Genomic DNA, 18,513 nt, shown 5'->3' with positions numbered 1-18,513 from the left:
TTGTGATGTCATCGTCGATGGAATCCTGTCCTGAAGGAGCTGATATGGGGCCTGCCGATCGGGGCGATGGCAGCGGGCAGCATGTAGAGCCTGCTGCAACGTCCGGTGCCGGGGCACGTCGTGTGTGGCGCAGCCTGGGATTGCGCCCCCGCTTGCTCATGGCGTTCCTGCTGGTGGCCCTGATTCCTCAGGGGTTGCTGTTTCTGGTCCAGTATCACCATACCCGTGCCCTCACTTTGTCCATTGCCGAAGCCGGGCTGGAAAGGATCGCCCAGGTTCAGCAGCGGCGCTTGAACCTGGAGTTCCGGCGCATGATCGATCATCTGGAGCTGGTGGCCAGTCGGACCCAGATGCGCCTGAGCCTGCAGGCCTATCTGCGAACCGGAGAGGCCGTCCACCGCGGACTCATTGAGCGAATCCTGCGGGACGCCCTGGAGCCTGTGGAGAATCTGGGCGGAATCTGGATTCGTGACATGGAGGGGAGCCCTGTGACGGGCGTCTACCATGACGAGCGTCTGGGTAAGTCCGGCATGCAGCCGCCTTTCCTGCGGCATCCGGAGGTCAGTCTTGAGATTCGCTGGCCGGAAAACGGTGATCATCCCGGGCTCTGGATCAGTGGGCCTCTGGTTCTTGATGGCAGGCACATCGGCAGCTTGCACCTGTTGGTAATGATGGATGACCTGCTGGCCGTGGTGGAAGATTTCCCCTACGAGGATCTGGGCGGAAAAACCCTGCTGGTGCTGCGCGGCGATCCGGATGGTGAACGTTATCTCGGCGGGGATTCCCACTGGAACCCCGGTATCTGTGACGCCCTCCTTGAGGTTCCATCCACCGCTGGTGGACCAGCCCGTGTCTGTGACCATCTGCTGGTGGTGATGCCCCTGAATCACGGTCTGGGGGATGTGGTGGTTTATGTATCGCTTCAGGTTTTGAAGGCCGCGCTCCGGGAGCAGGCACAGTTTCTCCTGGTGATGGTGCTGTTCGTCCTGCTGCTTTGCCTGATCATGGCGCTGGTATTCACGCGCATGATCTTCAGGCCGGTGAGTCTGCTGACCCAGGCCACCCGGGCCTTGCGCGATCACCAGAGCAATGTCTTCGTCAAGGAGCCGTTCTGGGGGGAATTCACTGAACTGGCCAGATCCTTCAATCTGGCCGCCGGCATCATCACCCGCCGCACCCGGGATCTGAGCCGGGAGGTGGAAGCCCGGCGCCGCTCACAGCAGACCTTGGCGGACCTTGCCAATACGGATGCCCTGACCGGGCTGGTGAATCGGCGGCGTTTCATGGAAAAACTCGGACGAAGGATGGAAAAGCACCGGCGTGGAGGTGGTCACCTGACGCTGCTTTATCTGGATCTGGACGGATTCAAGCCCATCAATGACCGGCTGGGACATGAGGCGGGTGATATCGTGCTGCAGGTGGTGGCGGAGCGCCTGCGCAACCTGGTGCGTGGTGATGATATCGCGGCCCGTCTGGGTGGGGACGAGTTTGCCCTGCTGCTTTCGGAGAATGGCGGCAGAAATGCCGATCCGGGCAAGCTGGTCCTGCGCGCCGAAGAGCAGATTTCCCTGCCTATCGAGGCCAAGGGGCACATGGTGAATGTGGGTTGCAGCGTCGGCGTGGCGGTATTCAGGCACACGGACAAGCCCCAGGATTTCCTCAATCGGGCTGACGAGGCCATGTATCACATCAAGATGACGCGTCGTGAGCAGCCTCGGGATCAGAGGTGATCTGCCAGCATTCGGCCGATATCCACCCGCGCCCGCAGCTTCCTGCACAGCATGAAGGTACCCATGAACTTGCGGTGCAGGAACAGGGTGCCGGGGACTGGTGTATTGCGGAAGCGGTCGTCCAGGAACAGTTCGCGGCCGCGGTGATAGACCCGCTCGAACAGGTCCGAGGCACCAAAATCATAAGGCCCTGGGTGGCGGATGGGCTCGGCGGACATGAGCAGCAGCCGGATCATTTCTTCCACATCCCCGGCTGGGGTGTCGTCGCCGATGTAGCCCATGGTGGCGCATGCATCGTGCAGGGTATCCCGGTCATCTTCCAGCGCCGCTCGCGCCATGCGTCGATAGGTATTCACCCACTGCGGGGCCACTGCCTGGGCGGCACCAAAGTCCAGTAGTGTCACGCGTCGGGTACGGCCATCATAGAGATAGTTGCTGAAATTGGGGTCGGTCTGTACCAGGCCGAACTCGAACAGTTCCCGGAAGCTCAGCATCGCCAGCAGGCCGGCGATGCGGTCCCGGTCTGCACGGGTATAGTCACCCTGCATGACCCGGTCCACAGGCTCGCCCTCGGCAAAGTCCATGGCCAGTACGCATTCGGTGGTGAGATCCCGGTGGGGGCGGGGGACGAAGAGATCGGGATCATCACCTACCCGGTCTGCATAGGCCTCCATGGCATCCGCTTCAGCGGCATAATCCGTTTCCCGATGTAGTTGCAGGCGGGCTTCTTCCAGCAGGGGGGCCGGGTCAATCCCGCTGGGCATGAGGGGGAAATTGCGCAGCAGGAAGGAAAGGTTGCTGATGTCGCTGTCGATGCTGTCGCGCACACCGGGGAACTGGACCTTGAGGGCCAGCTGGCGTCCATCCCGGGTTTCCGCGCGATGGACCTGACCGATGGAAGCCGCGGCGATGGGGGTGAAATGCATGCGCGCAAAGCGAGTCTCCCAGCCCTTGCCGTATTCCCGATTGAGCACGCCGCCCAGCTGGCCCAGTGGCATGGGTTCGGCGCTCTGGCGCAGGACACTCATGATCTCCGCGGCCTCGGGTGTGAAGATATCGGTTCCGTCCATGGACATGAGCTGTCCCATTTTCATGACTGCGCCGCGCATCCGGGCCAGGCGCCGAGTGAAACGTTGGGCATGGGGGCCGGAGAGGGCGATTCGGGCCGGGGTGCTCTCCTGGCCACGGCGACCCAGTTCCATCAGTCCTTTCACACCGATGCCCGCGGCCAGGGAACCGGAAGCCATGCCCAGGTGCCACAGACGACTCAGGCGTGAACTGGGGACGGCGGTACCGCGGGTGGGGCGCTTGTTGGACATGCTGATGGCGTTCCTTCAGTGAGGGCATATCAGCAGACAGTGATATGCCGGATTGGTTTTGTCCCGGTGCAGCCCGGTGGGCGCTTCAATGCCGACAGGCCCCCTCCAGTGGTTGCGGCAGGGGCTCTCCTGCCAGCAGACTGCGCACCGCGGAGGTCGGGTCCGTGGCGCTGGTCACATGTACCCGAATACCCTGAGCCGCCAGGCGCCGCATGAAGCCGGGGCCGGCCCCCTGGGTGACCAGATCCGTGAGCCCCAACTCGAAGAGCGGATGCGATTGTCCCCGGTGTTCGTGCAGGGCCATCTCCATGGGCAGATCCAGGCGTTGCAATTCCTCCGGGGCATCCGCCGCGCCCGGTCCGAAGACCAGAAAGCGCCGGCACTTGCCCGCATGACCGGTGATGGTGCGAAAATTCTGACTTGTCACGGCAATGCGCATGTTGGCTTCTCCGTCATGAATCGTGGCTAATTATGCGCATATGACCATAATAGATACAAGCACCCATCACGGAGCAGCCCATGCCAAGGCCACGAGGTCCACGCCGGATCACCTGTCGTCCCGACTGTACCTACTTCAAGCCGGCCGGCATCCCGCTGCGGGATCTGGAGGAGGTCGTGCTGGCACTGGAGGAAGTGGAAGCCCTGCGTCTGGCGGACCTGGAAGGCCGCTATCAGGCGGATGCGGCGGACAGTATGGGGGTGTCCCGCAGCACGTTTTCCCGCATGCTGGACTCTGCCCGCAAAAAGGTCTCCGAGGCCCTGCTGCAGGGCAAGGCCATCAGGATCGAGATGGCCGATACCCCGCGGACAGGGCCGCCGGAATGAGGTGCCGGATCATTCCTCGACGCAGATCTCCCGGCGTCTGATCGCGATGCCCGTGCGGATCAGCAGGGCGCCGATGATGAAGGTGAGCACGCCGATCATGACCACGCCGATCACGTAATGGAAGGGATCACCGGTCAGGCCGTGCATCTTGATGGCCGCCAGGGTCATGGCTGCCATGGGGAATGAATAGGCCCACCAGGAGATGAAGAACTTCAGCCGTCCGAAGCGGCCCACCAGGGAGAACAGCAGCAGGGTCAGGAACAGGCCGGTGTAGAACAGCACCCGGGCAAAGGGGTCCAGGCTGTCGGTCAGGCTGACATAGGAAATGAAGCCCACGGCCGGCGGCGCCACCAGGATGAACAGGGTGGGCACCAGCCTTTCCGGCAGTGGATCATGGAAAATGATCCGGTAGAACACGATGGTCAGCAACACGATCCAGAACACCAGGCCGATGCTGAAGAACAGCCAGGAGATTTCCGGACTGGCATGGTGTACCCCGGCGATGGGCACCAGGATGTTACCCACCACGGGGATGAACCAGGCCGGATTCATGTGCTGGATCTGGAAACTGGTGTGATTGATCCACACTGACATCACGTACAGGGTGAACAGCAGGTGCAGGGCCGCGCCCACGGACCAGAGCACCAGCGACAGGCCGGGGGCATCCTCCAGGAAGGCGATGGACAGCAGGACCAGGCTGATGGAGATGGTGGCGAAGAAGTTGCGCTTGACGGGGTGGTTGAGTTCCTTGACCACGGCCTCCCGGTGGCGGACCAGCTTGGTCAGATAGAGTGCCGCCACCCCCAGCAGGGCCACCACGGCGAAGCCCCTCAGGGCATCACCGATGACCGGGGGGACGGCCAGCAGGGCATCGGCCCGGTCCCAGACGATGGCGAAGCCCAGCAGGCCCATGATCATGGCGAACCAGGCGACAGGGAAGTGCGGCAGTCTCGGTTGTGATTCCATCGGATGCCCCCGTGAGCAGTTGATCCGGCGACGCCCGAAGCCGGACTCCGGCGCCCCTTGAATGCCGCACACTTTAAGGGAAACGGGCAATATTAGCCATCGCTTAATTTCATTGTGGCAGTCCCGTTTCAGCCCCTTCCCGGGGCGTGCGCGTAAGTCCCTGAAAATGAATCCTGATTCGTGTATACTGCAGCGGTCCTGGGCATGACGACCGGCGTCAGGACCCTGTCAAGCGGCATCAAGACCGCCTTGCCCCACCTTATCTGCGCTGCATCGGCAGACGCACGACCCCATGGCACAGGCCCACAGGGCCAGGCCGACACTCACTCAGGCCGGACAGACCCGCAGTCCCCTCATGTGTCCTGCCTGACGGAAAGAGAGGTACCCCATGTCCAATAAGGAAGATCTCATTGAGATGGAAGGCACCGTCACCGACGTGATGCCCGATCAGCGTTTTCGCGTGGAACTGGAGAACGGCGTTCAGGTGCAGGCCTACGCCTCCGGCAAGATGCGCCGCTACCGTATCCGCGTGGTCAGCGGCGACAAGGTCAAGCTGGAGATGTCTCCCTACGACCTGACCAAGGGCCGTATCAGCTACCGCTACAAGCATTGATCCGGTTCGTGGGGGCATCCCTGCCCCCTTGCCCGCCCCCTGCGCCCGGGTGCCTACCGGGTCGCCATCAGGACCCGATCCAGGGCCTGACGCAGTTCCTCCGCGCCGGCCGGTGCCGGCAATTGTTCCACCAGTGTCCCCTGGGCTGAAAACAGCAGCACGGCGCCGTCCCGAACCCCGTGTCGGTTCGCCAGACTGCGTCCGTCCGGGGTGCCCACATTGGCCACCAGGAAGTGGACCCGCGGCATGTAGTCATCGCGGAGCTCGTCCATGTAGCCCATCACCCGCATGCCTGCCAGGAAGGAAGCGTCGTAGGTGAGCACCAGGGCAGGGCGCCCGTCGCCGATCCGGCTCAGGTCCGTGGGGTAGGCGCCCTTGGGCAGCTGGCTCCAGATCAGGGCGGCCGCCGTCAGCAGGATCAGGGGCGTGATCAGAAGTCTGGCCCAGCGGGGCAGGCCCTTGCGGGACGGCTTGGTAGTGTCTTGGCTCATCTATCCTCCTCGCGCCTCCAGGCGTATTCCGGTTGTCTGGCCGGGTCAAAGGCCGCTGCGTCGCAAGGTCCAGAGCAGCCACCCGCCGAAGCAGAGGATCATGGCCAGGGCGCCCAGATACACATGCCAGCCCAGGCCGTGATACAGGAATCCCGGCAGGAATGACCCGGTGGTACCGCCCGCATAGTAAAAGGCAATATACAGTCCGTTGACCACCCCCCGCTGTTCGCCGCCGGCCTGATTGAGCACCCCCGGTGCCAGGGAATGGATCAGGAACATGCCGGCGCAGAGCACGAACATGCCCATGAACATCACCCATACCTGTGAGCCCGTGAAGAACAGCAGGGCTGCCAGGAATATCGCGCTGCCCAGCAGCATGGTGTTCACCGCGCCGCCGATATGGTCGGCGATGCGCAGGGAGAGCAGGGAGGTGACCACCCCCATCAGGTAGCCTGCATACATGAAGGCGATGCCGGTCTCACTCAGTCCGGTGCCCAGTTCCACCAGGCGGAAGGGCAGGAAGTTGAGCAGCGAGGCAAAGGCACCGAAGGCGCAGAACACCACCATGTACAGGCGCAGGAAGCTGGGTTGCCGCAGCACCTGCAGGATGGTCCGCGGGTCCAGACGCTGGAAGCTCACCGGTGGGTCGGCTTTCAGGCGCTGCAGCAGCAGGGCGCACAGGGCGATGGCCACGGCCAGGAACAGGAATGACCAGCGCCAGCCGAACTGGGTGGAGATCAGCCCTGAGATCATGCGCCCCAGGAAGCCCCCCAGCACGCTGGCGGCAATGTAGATGGCCATCACCCGGGCGATCTGCCCCGGCGGGGCGCTGGCGGCCAGATAGGTCATCAGGGAAGTGAGCATGGCGGGGATGATCAATCCCTGGGCCAGGCGCAGGGCCAGCAGCAGTTCAAAGCTGGTGACCAGATACACCGCCACCTGGGTGACGGCCAGCAGCCAGGTGGCGCCGATCAGCAGGCGCCTGGCCGACAGCCTCTGCAGCAGGAATCCATAGGCCACCGGAGCGATGGCCAGGGGCAGCAGGGCCACTGTGATCAGCAGCGAGGCCCTGGCCTCACTGACGGCAAAGGCTTCTGCCAGCACGGGCAGCAGCGGCTGGGGGGCATACAGGGATGAAAAGACCAGGATCGCGCAATACTGCACGATAAGAAGGTGACTGATACGCAAGGAAGGCTCCTGACGCAGGCGCAAGCCCGCTGGAAGGGACGATGGGGCTGTCCCGGCCATTGTACTTCAAGCGCTTTCCATTCCTGATTGGCAAAAGGCAATTCCCGGCGATTACCCCATGCCGTGGCGGCGGATTCACCCTGTCAATCAGCATTCACCTGCGCACACCTGCACACCGATCACGTGACACCGGCGGCAACTGTGCGACAATCAGTGCCATGGGTGCCATGTCGGGTGGACTGGCGCGCCGAGACAGCAAAGAGTCACGTCCTGTACGAGAGAGATGCCATGAAGCTGAGCAAGATCCTGTTTGCCACCGACCTTTCCGCCGGCGCCGACAACGCCGGTCGACGTGCCTTGCAGTTGGCCGCCTCGGAAGGAGCCCAACTGCGGGTGGTTAATGTGATTCCTGCCCCGGCCCTGGATGAGGCCGTCCTCAAGCGGTTGCGGGGTGACGCAGACGCCCTCATGGCGGACCTGGTGGAAGCCACCGAGCAGGCCATGGCGGAGCGCATGATGGCACTGGGCGCCACTGACGACCTGAGCATGGACATCCGCTGCGTGCGGGGCCAGGGCCACAAGCAGATCCTGGCGGAGGCCCGGGAGTTCGAGGCCGACCTGATCGTGGTGGGCTCCCACGGCCAGCGCAGTTTCAAGGAGATTCTGCTGGGCACCACCACCCAGAACCTGGTCCACCATGCCGATCGCCCCATCCTGGTGGTGAAGAAGCCGGTGCAGGGACCTTACCGCCATATCGTGGTACCGGTGGATTATTCCGAGCGGACCCGCAGCGCCCTTCGCCTGGCCTCGGCACTCTCACCCGAGGAAACCCTGCGCGCGGTGCATGCGTACAACATGGATTCCCTGGATGAAGTGCTGCGCAACCGGGTGGTGGCCAGTGAGGTGGCCCGGATCAAGCAGGAAGTGCGCGCTGAGCAGGAACAGGAACTGAATGATTTTCTGTCCGGTTGCGGCCTGCCGGCGGAGCGGCTCTCCGCCGAGTTGCGCCTGGGTTATGCGCCCGATGTGCTGGAGCGCGCCGTGCAGGAATTCAAGGCCGAGCTGGTGGTGATGGGCACCCATGGCCGCAACCGTCTCCAGGATGCCCTGCTGGGCGGCGTGGCTCGCCGGGTGGTACACCAGGTGCAGGACGCGGATGTGTTGCTGATCCGGGGCTAAAAGGGGGAGCCGGTACCGGCAACGGGGTTCAGCCGCCGGTGCCGGTGCGGTGGCCTGGCTCCGCCAGTCCTTCCTGCCCTTCCCTGAACTGCAGGGCCGCCAGCCGAGCGTAGAGTCCTCCCTGGGCCACCAGCTCGTCGTGGGTACCCACGGCGGCAATCCGGCCCTGGTCCATGACCACGATCCGGTCCGCCTTGCGAACCGTGGCCAGGCGGTGGGCGATGATCAGGGTGGTGCGTCCTTCCATCAGGTGTTCCAGCGCCTCCTGGACCAGGCGCTCGCTCTCCGCGTCCAGGGCGCTGGTGGCCTCGTCCAGCAGCAGCAGGGCCGGATCCCGCAGGATGGCGCGGGCGATGGCGATGCGCTGGCGCTGGCCGCCGGACAGGCGCACCCCCCGTTCTCCCAGGTGACTGGAAAAGCCCTCCGGCAGGCGGTCCAGGAATTCGCTGGCATGGGCCGCGTCCGCCGCCTGTCGGATCTGTTCCCGGCTCACCCCATCCATGCCGAAGGCGATGTTTTCCCAGGCATCGGCGCCGAAGATGATGGCGTCCTGGGGTACCAGGGCCATGCGCTTTCGCAACTGGCCCGGATCGGTTTCCCGGATGTCCACCCCGTCAAAACGGATGCTGCCGGACTCGGGGTCATAGAAGCGCAGCAGCAGTTGCAGGACGGTGGACTTGCCGGCTCCCGAGGGCCCCACCAGGGCGACCTTCTCGCCAGGCTCCAGGGTCAGGGTAATCCCGTCCAGTGCCGGTGGTTCAGGGCGGGAAGGGTAGCGGAACACCACCTGTTCCAGCTGCACCCGGCCCACGGGCGGGGCCGGCAGGGCCCGTGGCCGGTCGGGCGGGGTGATGGCGGGTTCCGTATCCAGCAGTTCGATCAGCCGCTCTGCCGCCCCGGCGGCCCGGAACAGCTCGCCGATGACTTCGCTGATCGCGCCCACGGCACCGGCCACCAGCACTGCATAGAACACGAAGGCCGCCAGTTGCCCGTTGCTCATGCGTCCGGCCAGCACGTCGTGCCCACCCACCCACAGCACCAGGCTGATGCTGGAGAACACCAGCAGCATCACCATGCCGCTGAGCAGGGCGCTGAAGCGGGTGCGCCGGATGGCGGTGTCGAAGGCCTGTTCCACCTGGCGTCCGTACCGCATCATGTCCACCGCTTCATGGCAGAAGGCCTGGACGGTGCGAATGCCGTAGAGGGTTTCGTCAATGTAGGCACCGATGTCGGCCACCCGGTCCTGGGACTGACGGGAAAGGCGGCGGACATGGCGGCCCAGGATCCAGACAGGCACGGTGATCAGCGGCACGCCCAGCAGCACGCCCAGGGTCAGTTTGGGGCTGGTGATGAACAGCATGGCCATGCCGCCGCAAAACAGGAGCAGGTTGCGTACCGCGATGGCCAGGGTGGAGCCAACCACCACCTGTACCAGGGAGGTGTCCGTGGTCAGGCGGGAGATCACTTCCCCGGTGCGGGTCATCTCGAAGAAGGCCGGGTCCAGGCGCAGCACCTTGTCGAATACTGCCCGGCGCAGGTCCGCCACCACCCTTTCCCCGATCCAGGTCACCAGGTACATGCGCAAGGAAACGGCCGTGGCCATGAGCAGCACCACTCCCAGCAGGAGCATCAGGGCCTGGTTCAGGGCGGCGGCATCGCCGGCGGTCAGGCCCTGGTCGATCACCAGGCGCAGCACGGCCCCGAAAGCCAGCACGGCCCCGGACCCTGCCACCAGAGCCGCCGCCGCGGCAATGATGCGGCCCGTGTGGGGTCTGGCAAAGCCCAGCAGACGTCCCAGCACCCGCAGGTTGCGGCTGGTGGGGCGGTTGCTCAGTTCGGTTTCATGTTCCGACACGATCCTGTTCCTTGACTGGCCTGAAGGCGGGCCTATCTTAAACCTTTCCAGAACCAACAAGACCCTGAAAGGAGAAGGGAAATCATGTTTGGCTGGCAGGCTTCAATTCAGGTGCCGGTGTCGTTGCCCTGGCCCTGGACACGCTGACTCGATTACTGATTTCATGCCTGGGGAATGTGAGCTGGCAGTTTCAGAGCACCCCCCGTTCCGCCAGTGATACAAGCTCATCCCCTACGATGATGTGATCCAGCACCCTGACGTCAATCAATCCCAGGGCCTCCTGGAGGCGCCGGGTGATGAGTTCATCCGCACGGGAGGGTTCGGCGATTCCCGAGGGGTGGTTGTGGCTCAGGATGACTGCCGCCGCATTGTGGGCCAGGGCACGGCGCACGACCTCCCTGGGATGTACGCTGGCGCCGTCTATGGTGCCCCGGAACAGCTCTTCAAACGCGATGACGCGGTGGCGATTATCCAGAAACAGGCATGCGAAGACCTCGAAAGGGTAGTCCCGCAGCTGCGCTCTCAGATAGTGCCGGGTATGTTCGGGGCTGGTGATGGCATCCCCTCGCTTGAGGGTTTCAGACAAATGCCGACGCCCCATCTCAAGCACGGCCTGGAGTTGGGCGTATTTGGCCTGTCCCAGGCCTCGGGCAGCGCAGAACTCGGCAAGATCGGCCTGCAGCAATGGACGCAGGCCGCCGAATCGGCGCAGAAGATCCCTGGCCAGATCCACGGCGGTGAATCCTGCCACGCCGGTTCTCAGGAAAATGGCCAGGAGTTCGGCATCGGACAGGGCGGCGGCGCCCCGGGTGATGAGCTTTTCCCGGGGGCGTTCGGATGCGGGCCAGTCGGTGATGGGCATGCTTGACCTCCATGTGCGTGATTGGACAGTCCACTGTCCATGTCAGGATGGGTTTCATCATGACCGCCCAATGGGGGATTGTCCATGCATGCGCCATCCTTCAGGGCGCATCCTTCGTGGTCGCCCACTCGTTGACCCGGGTCAAGCTTTTGTGAGTCTTGGTGCTTTGGAGGGCTTCCGCTTGTATCGACGCCTTGACATCCAGCGGCGTCAGCCTAGACTTACACCCTAACTGCGATCCCAGCCATGGGGGTTGGCCCTGAAGGTAGCCAGGATCGTCTGAGCGGAAATTCGGAATCAGGTCTTGTGGCCATTTCTTCCAGGAATCCGGCCCAGGTCTTGAGTCCGTTGCAGGGCTACATCAGAAGCTGATGTCTGCAAGAACGTCCGGATCCCCAGAAGGGGTCTGTACTTAAACCAAGAGGGTAATATCAATGAGCGAATACAGAGCGAGCAAGCCAAGCAACCCCAGAGACGACTGGAAGCTGTGGCTGGTGGTCAACCCCGGCACTTGGCTGATGCCCATTCTGATGGCTGTTCTGGTCGTTGCTCTGGCCGTCCACGCTTTCGTGTACAGCAATGACAACTACAACCCGCTGACCTTCGACGCCAGCGCCGTTGAAGCTTCCGAGTAAGAGAGGACTAGACCATGAATGACAACAGCATCTCCGGCCTGACCGAAGAACAAGCCAAGGAATTCCACGAGCAGTTCAAGACCACCTTCACGGTGTTCATGGTTCTGGCTGCCGCCGCTCACTTCCTGGTGTTCATGTGGAGACCCTTCTACTAAGAAGGTCTTTGCAATAGCGGTATTGCACTAGCAGTGCGGGTGGAGGAGTACCTGCCGGTTCGATCGACGGGTGATTGTGACTTTTGCAGAGGCCAATCACTCGGAGAACCGTCAGGCTCCTCCACCTTCCGTTTGAGAGCATGGGTCCAATATTGGACTAAAACCCTCGGGTATTGCAACCCCCCTTCCTGAAAAATTTCGCACGCGGCCTGTGCGGTCGGCCATGTTGCGTGCTTCCCTGATGCACTCTCTTCCCGGGCTCCAGCAAGTCGGCACGGCCAAAGGCCGGTGTCGGGCAAGCCGGGCATTGCTCCGTGGACCCCGACCCGCTAAGCTTACCCACCCGCTCCGGCCGCCCCGGCATTGCCCGTCACGCAGTACACTCGATCCATGTCCCAGACCTACGACTACATCAAGGATGGCGCGGCCATCTATCGTAAATCCTTCGCCACCATCCGCGGCGAAGCCCGACTGGACGGTTTCAGCGCCGACGAGGCCCGGGTGGTGGTGCGCATGATCCATGCCTGCGGCATGGTGGAACTGGCGCCTCAGGTGGTCTTCACGCCCGATGCCGCCAGGGCGGGAAGGGCGGCCCTGCTGGCGGGGAAGCCCATCCTCTGTGATGCCAAGATGGTGGCCCACGGTATTACCCGCGCCCGGCTGCCGGCGGACAATGAGATCATCTGCACCCTGGACGACCCCCGCGTCCCCGAACTGGCGCGGCGGATCGGCAACACTCGCTCCGCTGCCGCCCTGGATCTGTGGGGGGAACGGCTAGACGGTGCCGTGGTGGCCATCGGCAATGCCCCGACCGCCCTGTTCCACCTGCTGGAACTGATCGATGCGGGGGCGCCCCGTCCAGCCCTGGTGATCGGCATGGCGGTGGGTTTCGTGGGCGCCGCGGAATCCAAGGAGGCCCTGGCTGCCTATCCGGGTCTGGAATCCGTGATCGTCCATGGTCGTCTGGGTGGCAGTGCCATGACCGTGGCGGCCATTAACGCCCTGGCGAGCGAACAGGAATGAGCGGCCCAGGCACCCTGTTCGGCATCGGTCTGGGGCCCGGTGATCCGGAACTCATCACCCTCAAGGCCCTGCGCCTGTTGCGGGCGGCGCCGGTGGTGGCCGCCTTTGCCAAGCAGGGTCGCACCGGGCAGGCCCTGGGGATTGCCGGCCCCCACCTGCTTCCCGAGCAGCGGATCCTGCGCCTGGAGTACCCCTTCACCACCGAAGTCTCCATTCATGACCCCCTGTATGCACGGGACATGGCGCTCTTCTACGATCAGGCCGCGACGCAGGTGGCCCGCCATCTGGACGCAGGAGAGGATGTGGCGGTGATCTGCGAGGGTGATCCCTTCCTGTACGGTTCCTACATGTACCTGCACGATCGCCTGTCTCACCGCTTCCCGGCCCAGGTGGTCCCCGGCATCAGCGGCATGAGCGGATGCTGGACCCAGGCCGACACCCCGATCACCCATGGTGACGACGTACTCACGGTGATCCCGGGCACCCTGCCGGAGGACACCATGGTGTCCCATCTGAGCCGTACCGATGCCGCCGTCTTCATGAAGGTGGGCCGTAATCTGCCCCGTATCCGCACGGCCCTGATCCGGGCCGGTCTGCTGGAACGGGCCATTCTGGTGGAGCGGGGCACCATGGACGGCGCGCACGTGGCGCGGTTGGCCGACTGGCCGGAAGACCGGCCCGCGCCCTATTTCACCATCGTGCTGGTACCCGGCAGACAGGGGGTTCGATGAGCGGTCGCGTGGATGTCATCGGTCTGGGTCCCGGCGCCGAGGATTTGCGCTGTCCCCGGGCCACCCTGGCCCTGGCCCAGGCCACGGACCTGGTGGGGTATGTGCCCTATGTGGAACGGGTGGTCGCCGAGGGTGGTCAGCGGATCCATGCCTCCGACAACCGCGAGGAGATCATGCGGGCGCGTCTGGCCCTGCAACTGGCCGCGGAGGGCGCCCGGGTGGCCGTGGTCTCGTCCGGCGACGGCGGCGTGTTCGGCATGGCGGCTGCGGTGTTCGAGGCCATGGACCATGGCGAGCCCGGCTGGCGGGATCTGGAGGTGACCGTGCATCCCGGGGTGTCCGCGGTGCTGGCCGCCGGTGCCCGTCTGGGGGCGCCGTTCGGCAATGACTTCTGCGTCATGTCCCTGTCGGACAACCTCAAACCCTGGAGCGTCATCCTGAACCGCCTTGAGTGCGCCGCCCGGGGTGGTTTTGCCATGGCTTTCTACAATCCCATTTCCAGGGCGCGTCCCTGGCAGCTGGGTGAAGCCCTGACCCTGCTGCGTCGTCATCTGCCGGGTCATGTGCCGGTGATCTTTGCCCGGGCCGTGAGCCGCCCGGAAGAGGCGGTGGCGGTGACCACCCTGGCCCTGGCCCGGCCGGAGCAGGCGGACATGCGCACCCTGGTGATCGTCGGCAACGCCGAGACCCGGCTGATCCCCCGTTCCGGGCAGGATCCCTGGATCTACACGCCCCGCAGCGTGGGTCGGGAACGGGCGTAGTGCGCGCCCAGCCAGTCCAGGGCGGCCTTCGGGTCCGGCACTTCGGCGGGCGCCGGCGGCACCCGCGGGCGCTCCACCATGATCACCTCCACGTCGCACATCCGTGCCGCCTCCAGCTTGGCGCGGGTGGCCTCGCCGCCGGAGTTCTTGGTCACCAGGGCGTCGATGCGGTGATGCTGCAGCAGCCGTCGTTCATCCTCCAGCCGGAAGGGGCCGCGTTCCGTGATGCACAGGCAGTCCGGCGGACGTACCGAGGGCAGGTCCACGCTGCGGATGATGTAACGGTGCCAGGGGGCCTCGCAAAAGGTGGCCAGTTCCAGTTGCCCGATGGTGAGAAAGACCCGTCGGGGCCGGGTACCCAGGGCCTGCGCTGCGGCGACCATGTCGGGAACCCCCCGCCAGCGATCCTCCGGGCCGGGTATCCAGGCCGGGCGCCGCAGGGCCATCAGGGCGACGCCTGTCCGTTCCGCGGCCATGACGGCATGGGTGGACATGCGGGCGGCGAAGGGGTGGGTGGCATCCACCAGCACCTCGATGGCCTCCCGGCCCAGGTACTCGGCCAGCCCGTCGGGACCCCCGAAACCGCCACTGCGGCAGGGCAGGTCCGGCAGGCGGGGATTTTGCGTGCGCCCGGCCACCGAGTAGGTGGGGGCAAAGCGTGCGTCACCTTCCAGGGCCCGGGCCAGTTGCATGGCTTCTCCGGTGCCGCCGAGGATCAGGATGCGCAGGGGTGTGTGGGTCATGGCTCGCTTCAGGCAGAACGGATGGGCAGACCCGGCCCCTTGGCCGGTGGGGTGGGGCGCGGGATGTCGCCGGGGCAGAGATTGCAATGACCGCTGAACACGTCCGTCAGCCGGCCGGTGCCCCCCCGGGTCCCTGGCTGAGCATCATAGGCCTGGGAGAGGAGGGCGTCGAGGCCCTGAGTCCCGCTGCCCGCGCCCTGATCGGTGCCGCCGTCCTGGTGGTCGGCGGAGCACGTCATCTGACCCTGGCCGCGCCCCTGATCCGGGGAGAGGCGCTGCCCTGGGCCTCGCCCCTGTCCGACACCCTGCCCCGGATCCTCGCCCGGCGGGGGCAGCCGGTGGTGGTGCTGGCTTCCGGTGATCCCTTTTTCTTCGGCGTGGGCACCACCCTGCTGCGGCATCTGCCGGCGCGGGAGATGTGCTGCCTGCCTCATCCCTCCAGCGTGTCGCTGGCCGCCGCCCGCCTGGGCTGGGCCCAGCAGGAATGCGCGGTGGTGTCCCTCACCGGCCGGCCCCTGGAGACCCTGCGGCCGGCCCTGCAGCCGGGTGCGCGCCTGTTCGTGCTGACCGCCGACCAGGACTCGCCGGGGCAGATCTGCGAGGCCCTGACCCGCTGGGGATTCGGTGAGACCGCCGTGACCCTGATGGAGGCCCTGGGTGGTCCACGGGAACGCCAGCGTCATGTCAGGGCACGGGATTTCGACCTCCAGGATGTCCAGCCCCTGAACCTGCTGGCACTGGAGGTACTGGCGGAGGCGGATGCCCCCATCATTCCCCTGGCCCCGGGGCTGCCGGATGACTGGTTCGAACACGACGGCCAGATCACCAAGCGGGAGATCCGCGCCGTTACCCTGTCCAGTCTGCGTCCCCGGTCCGGCGCGCTGCTCTGGGACGTGGGGGCGGGTTCCGGTTCCATCGGCATCGAATGGCTGCTGACCCACCCCGGCACCCGGGCCATTGCCGTGGACAGCCACCCGGAGCGGGCCGCCCGCGCGGCCCGCAATGCCGCCGCCCTGGGCGTCCCCCGGCTGGATGTGCGGGTCGGTCGTGCCCCCGCCGTACTGGAGGGATTGCCCCGGCCGGATGCGATCTTCATCGGCGGCGGCGCCCGCGACGAGGCCGTCATCGACCAGTGCTGGGCCGCCCTGCTCCCCGGTGGTCGTCTGGTGGCGAACGTGGTGGTGCTGGAGACGGAGCAGGTCATCCAGCGGGCCTGGCAGCGCTACGGCGGCACCCTGAGCCGTCTGTCGGTGGAACGTCTGGAACCCGTTGGCAGTCTGCACGGTTTCCGTCCCGCCATGCCCGTGGTGCAATGGGCGGTGGAAAAGAGGAACTGATTGATGACCGTACACTTCATCGGCGCCGGCCCCGGCGCGGCGGATCTGATCACCCTGCGGGGCGCGCGCCTGCTGGCCCGTTGCCCCGTGTGTCTCTACGCCGGCTCCATTGTGCCGGCGGAGTTGCTGGAACATTGCCCACCCGGGGCCCGGTTGGTGGACACGGCGCCGATGGATCTGGATGCCATCGAGGCGGAATACGTCCGTGCCCACGAGGCCGGGGAGGATGTGGCCCGCCTGCACTCCGGCGATCTGTCCGTCTACAGCGCCGTGGCCGAGCAGATGCGCCGTCTGGATCGACGGGGCATTCCCTACACCCTCACCCCCGGCGTGCCTGCCTTTGCCGCCGCCGCCGCCGTGCTGGGGCGGGAACTGACGGTGCCGGAAGTGGCCCAAAGTCTGGTGATCACGCGCATGTCCGGACGCGCCTCTGCCATGCCGCCGGGCGAAACCCTGGAAAACTTCGCCCGCACCGGCGCCACCCTGGCCATTCATCTGGCCATCCACCGTCTGGAGGACGTGGTGGCGGCCCTGGTACCCCACTATGGCGAGGACTGCCCGGTGGCGATCGTCGCCCGGGCCAGCTGGCCGGATCAGACAGTGCTGCGGGGCACCCTGTCCGGCATCGTGGCCATGCACCGGGTCGATCCCATCGAGCGTACCGCCCTGATCCTGGTGGGGCCGGCCCTGGGCAGTGAGGATTTTCGCGAAAGTGCCCTGTACAACACGGACTATGTCCGCCGTTATCGTCCCGGTTACGGGTCGTGAGCGGACAGCCCCGGAGCATTCCGATGAACGAAGTCTCACCCACTCGCCCCTTGTCCCCGGAGACCGCTCTGGACACCCTGGGGACCCTGTTGCCCGGCATGCCCCGACTGCGGCAGGGAGAGGTGTGGATCGTCGGAGCCGGTCCCGGTGATCCCGGGCTGCTGACCCTGCATGCCCTGTCGGCCCTGTTGCAGGCGGACGTTCTGGTACATGACGCCCTCATCGATCCCCGCGCCCTTGCCCTGGCCCGTCCGGAGGCGGTGCGCATCTTTGCCGGCAAGCGCGGCGGCAGGCCCTCCACCCATCAGGATGACATCACCGCCACCCTGGTGGATCAGGCCCGGCGTGGCTTCCGGGTGGTGAGGCTCAAGGGCGGTGACCCCTTCATCTTCGGTCGCGGCGGCGAGGAAGTGGCCGAGCTGGTGGCCCAGGGCATCCCCCATCGGGTCATCCCGGGGCTGACCTCGGGGCTGGCGGGGCTGAGCGCAGTGGGTATCCCGGCCACCTGCCGGGGGGTGAATCAGGCCCTGTTCCTGGCCACAGGCCATGGTGCCGGCACCCGGCCCACGCCGGACGGCATCGACTGGACCCTGGTGGGGCGTCTGAATCAGCCGGTGATTCTGTACATGTCCCTGCGCAACCTGCCCTTCATCCTGGATGGTCTGGGGCAGGGCGGGATGGCCGACGCGCTCCCGGCGGCGGTGGTCGCCTCCGCCACCACCCTGGAGGAGCGGGTGGTGATCACCACCAAGGGCGAGTTGCTGGAAACCATCCGTCGGGAGGGGCTGGAGGCGCCGGCCATTGTGGTCCTGGGCGAGATCGTCCGTTGTCATCACACCCTGCGGCAGGTGGTGACCCAGGCGGTGGAGTCGGCCTCCGGTCAGGCGTGAGCCTCGACGGGAAAGGCTTGCCCACGGCATGCCGCCGTTCAACAATCAGTGCCAGCCAACGCATCCAGGAGATCTCATGAGCGATATCCGCAACCGCCTCTCCGCCCTGCAGCGTCGTCTGGATGAACTGCAGGCCGCCGTCGGTGACGGCAATCCCCGGGCCACGGAACTCATCGTCGCCCTCGGGGACGACCTGAACCGCCTGTCGGCGGACATGGCCGGTGATGTCGTCACCGAAGACAAGGCCGACGCAAACCCCGAGACCCTGGAGCAGGAAGGCGATGCCCTGAAATGCCCCCGCTGCACCCTGCGGGGACTGTATGCGGTCAAGGGGCGGGTGCGGGAGCGTGCTGAAGGGGCCGGGCGCGAAGCCCTGCACCATTGCTGGAGCTGCGGCTATGAGGTGTGGCGGCCGTCATAGGTATCGAACGGCACCTGAATG

Annotated in this window: 21 protein-coding genes; 13 read left to right on the top strand and 8 right to left on the bottom strand. The window is 65.4% G+C overall.

Annotated features, from left to right (window positions below):
• The first annotated feature begins 44 nt into the window (after window positions 1–44).
• Window positions 45–1,730 (top strand): GGDEF domain-containing protein, encoded by a 1,686-nt coding sequence (locus CKO35_RS00305; protein WP_200171401.1) that lies wholly within the window; start codon window positions 45–47, stop codon window positions 1,728–1,730.
• Here CKO35_RS00305 and CKO35_RS00300 read toward each other — a convergent pair.
• On the bottom strand, window positions 1,721–3,049 hold the full coding sequence (locus tag CKO35_RS00300) for an ABC1 kinase family protein (RefSeq protein ID WP_200171393.1): 1,329 nt from the start codon (window positions 3,047–3,049) through the stop codon (window positions 1,721–1,723). The two genes, CKO35_RS00305 and CKO35_RS00300, sit on opposite strands and share 10 nt — an antisense overlap.
• Window positions 3,050–3,134: 85 nt before the next feature.
• On the bottom strand, window positions 3,135–3,488 hold the full coding sequence (locus tag CKO35_RS00295) for a NifB/NifX family molybdenum-iron cluster-binding protein (RefSeq protein WP_200171391.1): 354 nt from the start codon (window positions 3,486–3,488) through the stop codon (window positions 3,135–3,137).
• 80 nt (window positions 3,489–3,568) lie between these two features.
• Here CKO35_RS00295 and CKO35_RS00290 point away from each other — a divergent pair, with 80 nt between their 5' ends.
• A complete protein-coding gene (locus CKO35_RS00290; RefSeq protein WP_008930794.1) occupies window positions 3,569–3,874 on the top strand; it encodes a DUF134 domain-containing protein in 306 nt (101 codons plus the stop codon).
• Between the two features lie 9 nt (window positions 3,875–3,883).
• Here the strand turns inward: CKO35_RS00290 and CKO35_RS00285 are convergent, their stop codons facing one another.
• Window positions 3,884–4,840: an SLAC1 anion channel family protein gene (locus CKO35_RS00285; RefSeq protein ID WP_200171388.1), complete on the bottom strand. Its 957-nt coding sequence runs from the start codon at window positions 4,838–4,840 to the stop codon at window positions 3,884–3,886.
• A 388-nt stretch (window positions 4,841–5,228) separates the two neighbouring features.
• Between CKO35_RS00285 and infA the strand changes: the two genes are divergently transcribed.
• Window positions 5,229–5,453: a translation initiation factor IF-1 gene (infA, locus tag CKO35_RS00280; RefSeq protein ID WP_008930796.1), complete on the top strand. Its 225-nt coding sequence runs from the start codon at window positions 5,229–5,231 to the stop codon at window positions 5,451–5,453.
• Window positions 5,454–5,506: 53 nt separating this feature from the next.
• On the opposite strand, the gene CKO35_RS00275 is transcribed toward infA, so the two are convergent.
• Window positions 5,507–5,944: a hypothetical protein gene (locus CKO35_RS00275; RefSeq protein ID WP_200171386.1), complete on the bottom strand. Its 438-nt coding sequence runs from the start codon at window positions 5,942–5,944 to the stop codon at window positions 5,507–5,509.
• A 45-nt stretch (window positions 5,945–5,989) separates the two neighbouring features.
• Complete coding sequence (locus tag CKO35_RS00270; protein WP_200171384.1) at window positions 5,990–7,132, bottom strand: MFS transporter; 1,143 nt, start codon at window positions 7,130–7,132, stop codon at window positions 5,990–5,992.
• A 288-nt stretch (window positions 7,133–7,420) separates the two neighbouring features.
• On the opposite strand from CKO35_RS00270, the gene CKO35_RS00265 reads away from it, so the two are divergent.
• Window positions 7,421–8,311, top strand: coding sequence for a universal stress protein (locus CKO35_RS00265; protein ID WP_200171382.1), 891 nt, complete (start codon window positions 7,421–7,423; stop codon window positions 8,309–8,311).
• Between the two features lie 28 nt (window positions 8,312–8,339).
• Here CKO35_RS00265 and CKO35_RS00260 read toward each other — a convergent pair whose 3' ends face one another.
• Complete coding sequence (locus tag CKO35_RS00260; protein WP_200171379.1) at window positions 8,340–10,166, bottom strand: ABC transporter transmembrane domain-containing protein; 1,827 nt, start codon at window positions 10,164–10,166, stop codon at window positions 8,340–8,342.
• A gap of 190 nt (window positions 10,167–10,356) precedes the next feature.
• Window positions 10,357–11,028 (bottom strand): RadC family protein, encoded by a 672-nt coding sequence (gene radC, locus CKO35_RS00255; protein ID WP_200171377.1) that lies wholly within the window; start codon window positions 11,026–11,028, stop codon window positions 10,357–10,359.
• A gap of 434 nt (window positions 11,029–11,462) precedes the next feature.
• On the opposite strand from radC, the gene pufA reads away from it, so the two are divergent.
• From pufA to cobJ, 5 genes are all read left to right on the top strand, one after another.
• The gene (gene pufA / locus CKO35_RS00250; RefSeq protein ID WP_008930802.1) at window positions 11,463–11,663 is read left to right on the top strand and encodes a light-harvesting antenna LH1, alpha subunit; all 201 of its coding nucleotides are present in this window, start codon (window positions 11,463–11,465) and stop codon (window positions 11,661–11,663) included.
• Window positions 11,664–11,677: 14 nt separating this feature from the next.
• Window positions 11,678–11,818, top strand: a complete 141-nt coding sequence (pufB, locus tag CKO35_RS00245; RefSeq protein WP_200171375.1) for a light-harvesting antenna LH1, beta subunit — start codon at window positions 11,678–11,680, stop codon at window positions 11,816–11,818.
• Between the two features lie 390 nt (window positions 11,819–12,208).
• Window positions 12,209–12,841: a precorrin-8X methylmutase gene (locus CKO35_RS00240; RefSeq protein ID WP_200171373.1), complete on the top strand. Its 633-nt coding sequence runs from the start codon at window positions 12,209–12,211 to the stop codon at window positions 12,839–12,841.
• Window positions 12,838–13,572 (top strand): precorrin-2 C(20)-methyltransferase, encoded by a 735-nt coding sequence (locus tag CKO35_RS00235; RefSeq protein WP_200171371.1) that lies wholly within the window; start codon window positions 12,838–12,840, stop codon window positions 13,570–13,572. Before CKO35_RS00240 ends, CKO35_RS00235 begins: the two co-directional genes overlap by 4 nt.
• Window positions 13,569–14,333 (top strand): precorrin-3B C(17)-methyltransferase, encoded by a 765-nt coding sequence (gene cobJ / locus CKO35_RS00230; protein ID WP_200171368.1) that lies wholly within the window; start codon window positions 13,569–13,571, stop codon window positions 14,331–14,333. The genes CKO35_RS00235 and cobJ overlap by 4 nt, the downstream gene beginning before the upstream one ends.
• Here cobJ and CKO35_RS00225 read toward each other — a convergent pair.
• Window positions 14,297–15,076: a cobalt-precorrin-6A reductase gene (locus tag CKO35_RS00225; RefSeq protein ID WP_200171366.1), complete on the bottom strand. Its 780-nt coding sequence runs from the start codon at window positions 15,074–15,076 to the stop codon at window positions 14,297–14,299. The two genes, cobJ and CKO35_RS00225, sit on opposite strands and share 37 nt — an antisense overlap.
• An 86-nt stretch (window positions 15,077–15,162) precedes the next feature.
• On the opposite strand from CKO35_RS00225, the gene cbiE reads away from it, so the two are divergent.
• From cbiE to CKO35_RS00205, 4 genes are all read left to right on the top strand, one after another.
• On the top strand, window positions 15,163–16,413 hold the full coding sequence (gene cbiE, locus CKO35_RS00220; RefSeq protein WP_200171364.1) for a precorrin-6y C5,15-methyltransferase (decarboxylating) subunit CbiE: 1,251 nt from the start codon (window positions 15,163–15,165) through the stop codon (window positions 16,411–16,413).
• Between the two features lie 3 nt (window positions 16,414–16,416).
• Window positions 16,417–17,181, top strand: a complete 765-nt coding sequence (gene cobM, locus CKO35_RS00215; RefSeq protein ID WP_200171362.1) for a precorrin-4 C(11)-methyltransferase — start codon at window positions 16,417–16,419, stop codon at window positions 17,179–17,181.
• Between the two features lie 23 nt (window positions 17,182–17,204).
• The gene (gene cobA / locus CKO35_RS00210) at window positions 17,205–18,071 is read left to right on the top strand and encodes a uroporphyrinogen-III C-methyltransferase (RefSeq protein ID WP_200171360.1); all 867 of its coding nucleotides are present in this window, start codon (window positions 17,205–17,207) and stop codon (window positions 18,069–18,071) included.
• A gap of 76 nt (window positions 18,072–18,147) precedes the next feature.
• The gene (locus tag CKO35_RS00205; RefSeq protein ID WP_200171358.1) at window positions 18,148–18,492 is read left to right on the top strand and encodes a hypothetical protein; all 345 of its coding nucleotides are present in this window, start codon (window positions 18,148–18,150) and stop codon (window positions 18,490–18,492) included.
• The last annotated feature ends 21 nt before the right edge of the window (window positions 18,493–18,513 follow it).

Origin of the sequence: Ectothiorhodospira shaposhnikovii (assembly GCF_016584105.1) — a bacterium.
GTDB classification, from domain to species: Bacteria; Pseudomonadota; Gammaproteobacteria; order Ectothiorhodospirales; family Ectothiorhodospiraceae; genus Ectothiorhodospira; species Ectothiorhodospira shaposhnikovii.
This window is presented reverse-complemented; position numbering and strand designations above follow the sequence as displayed.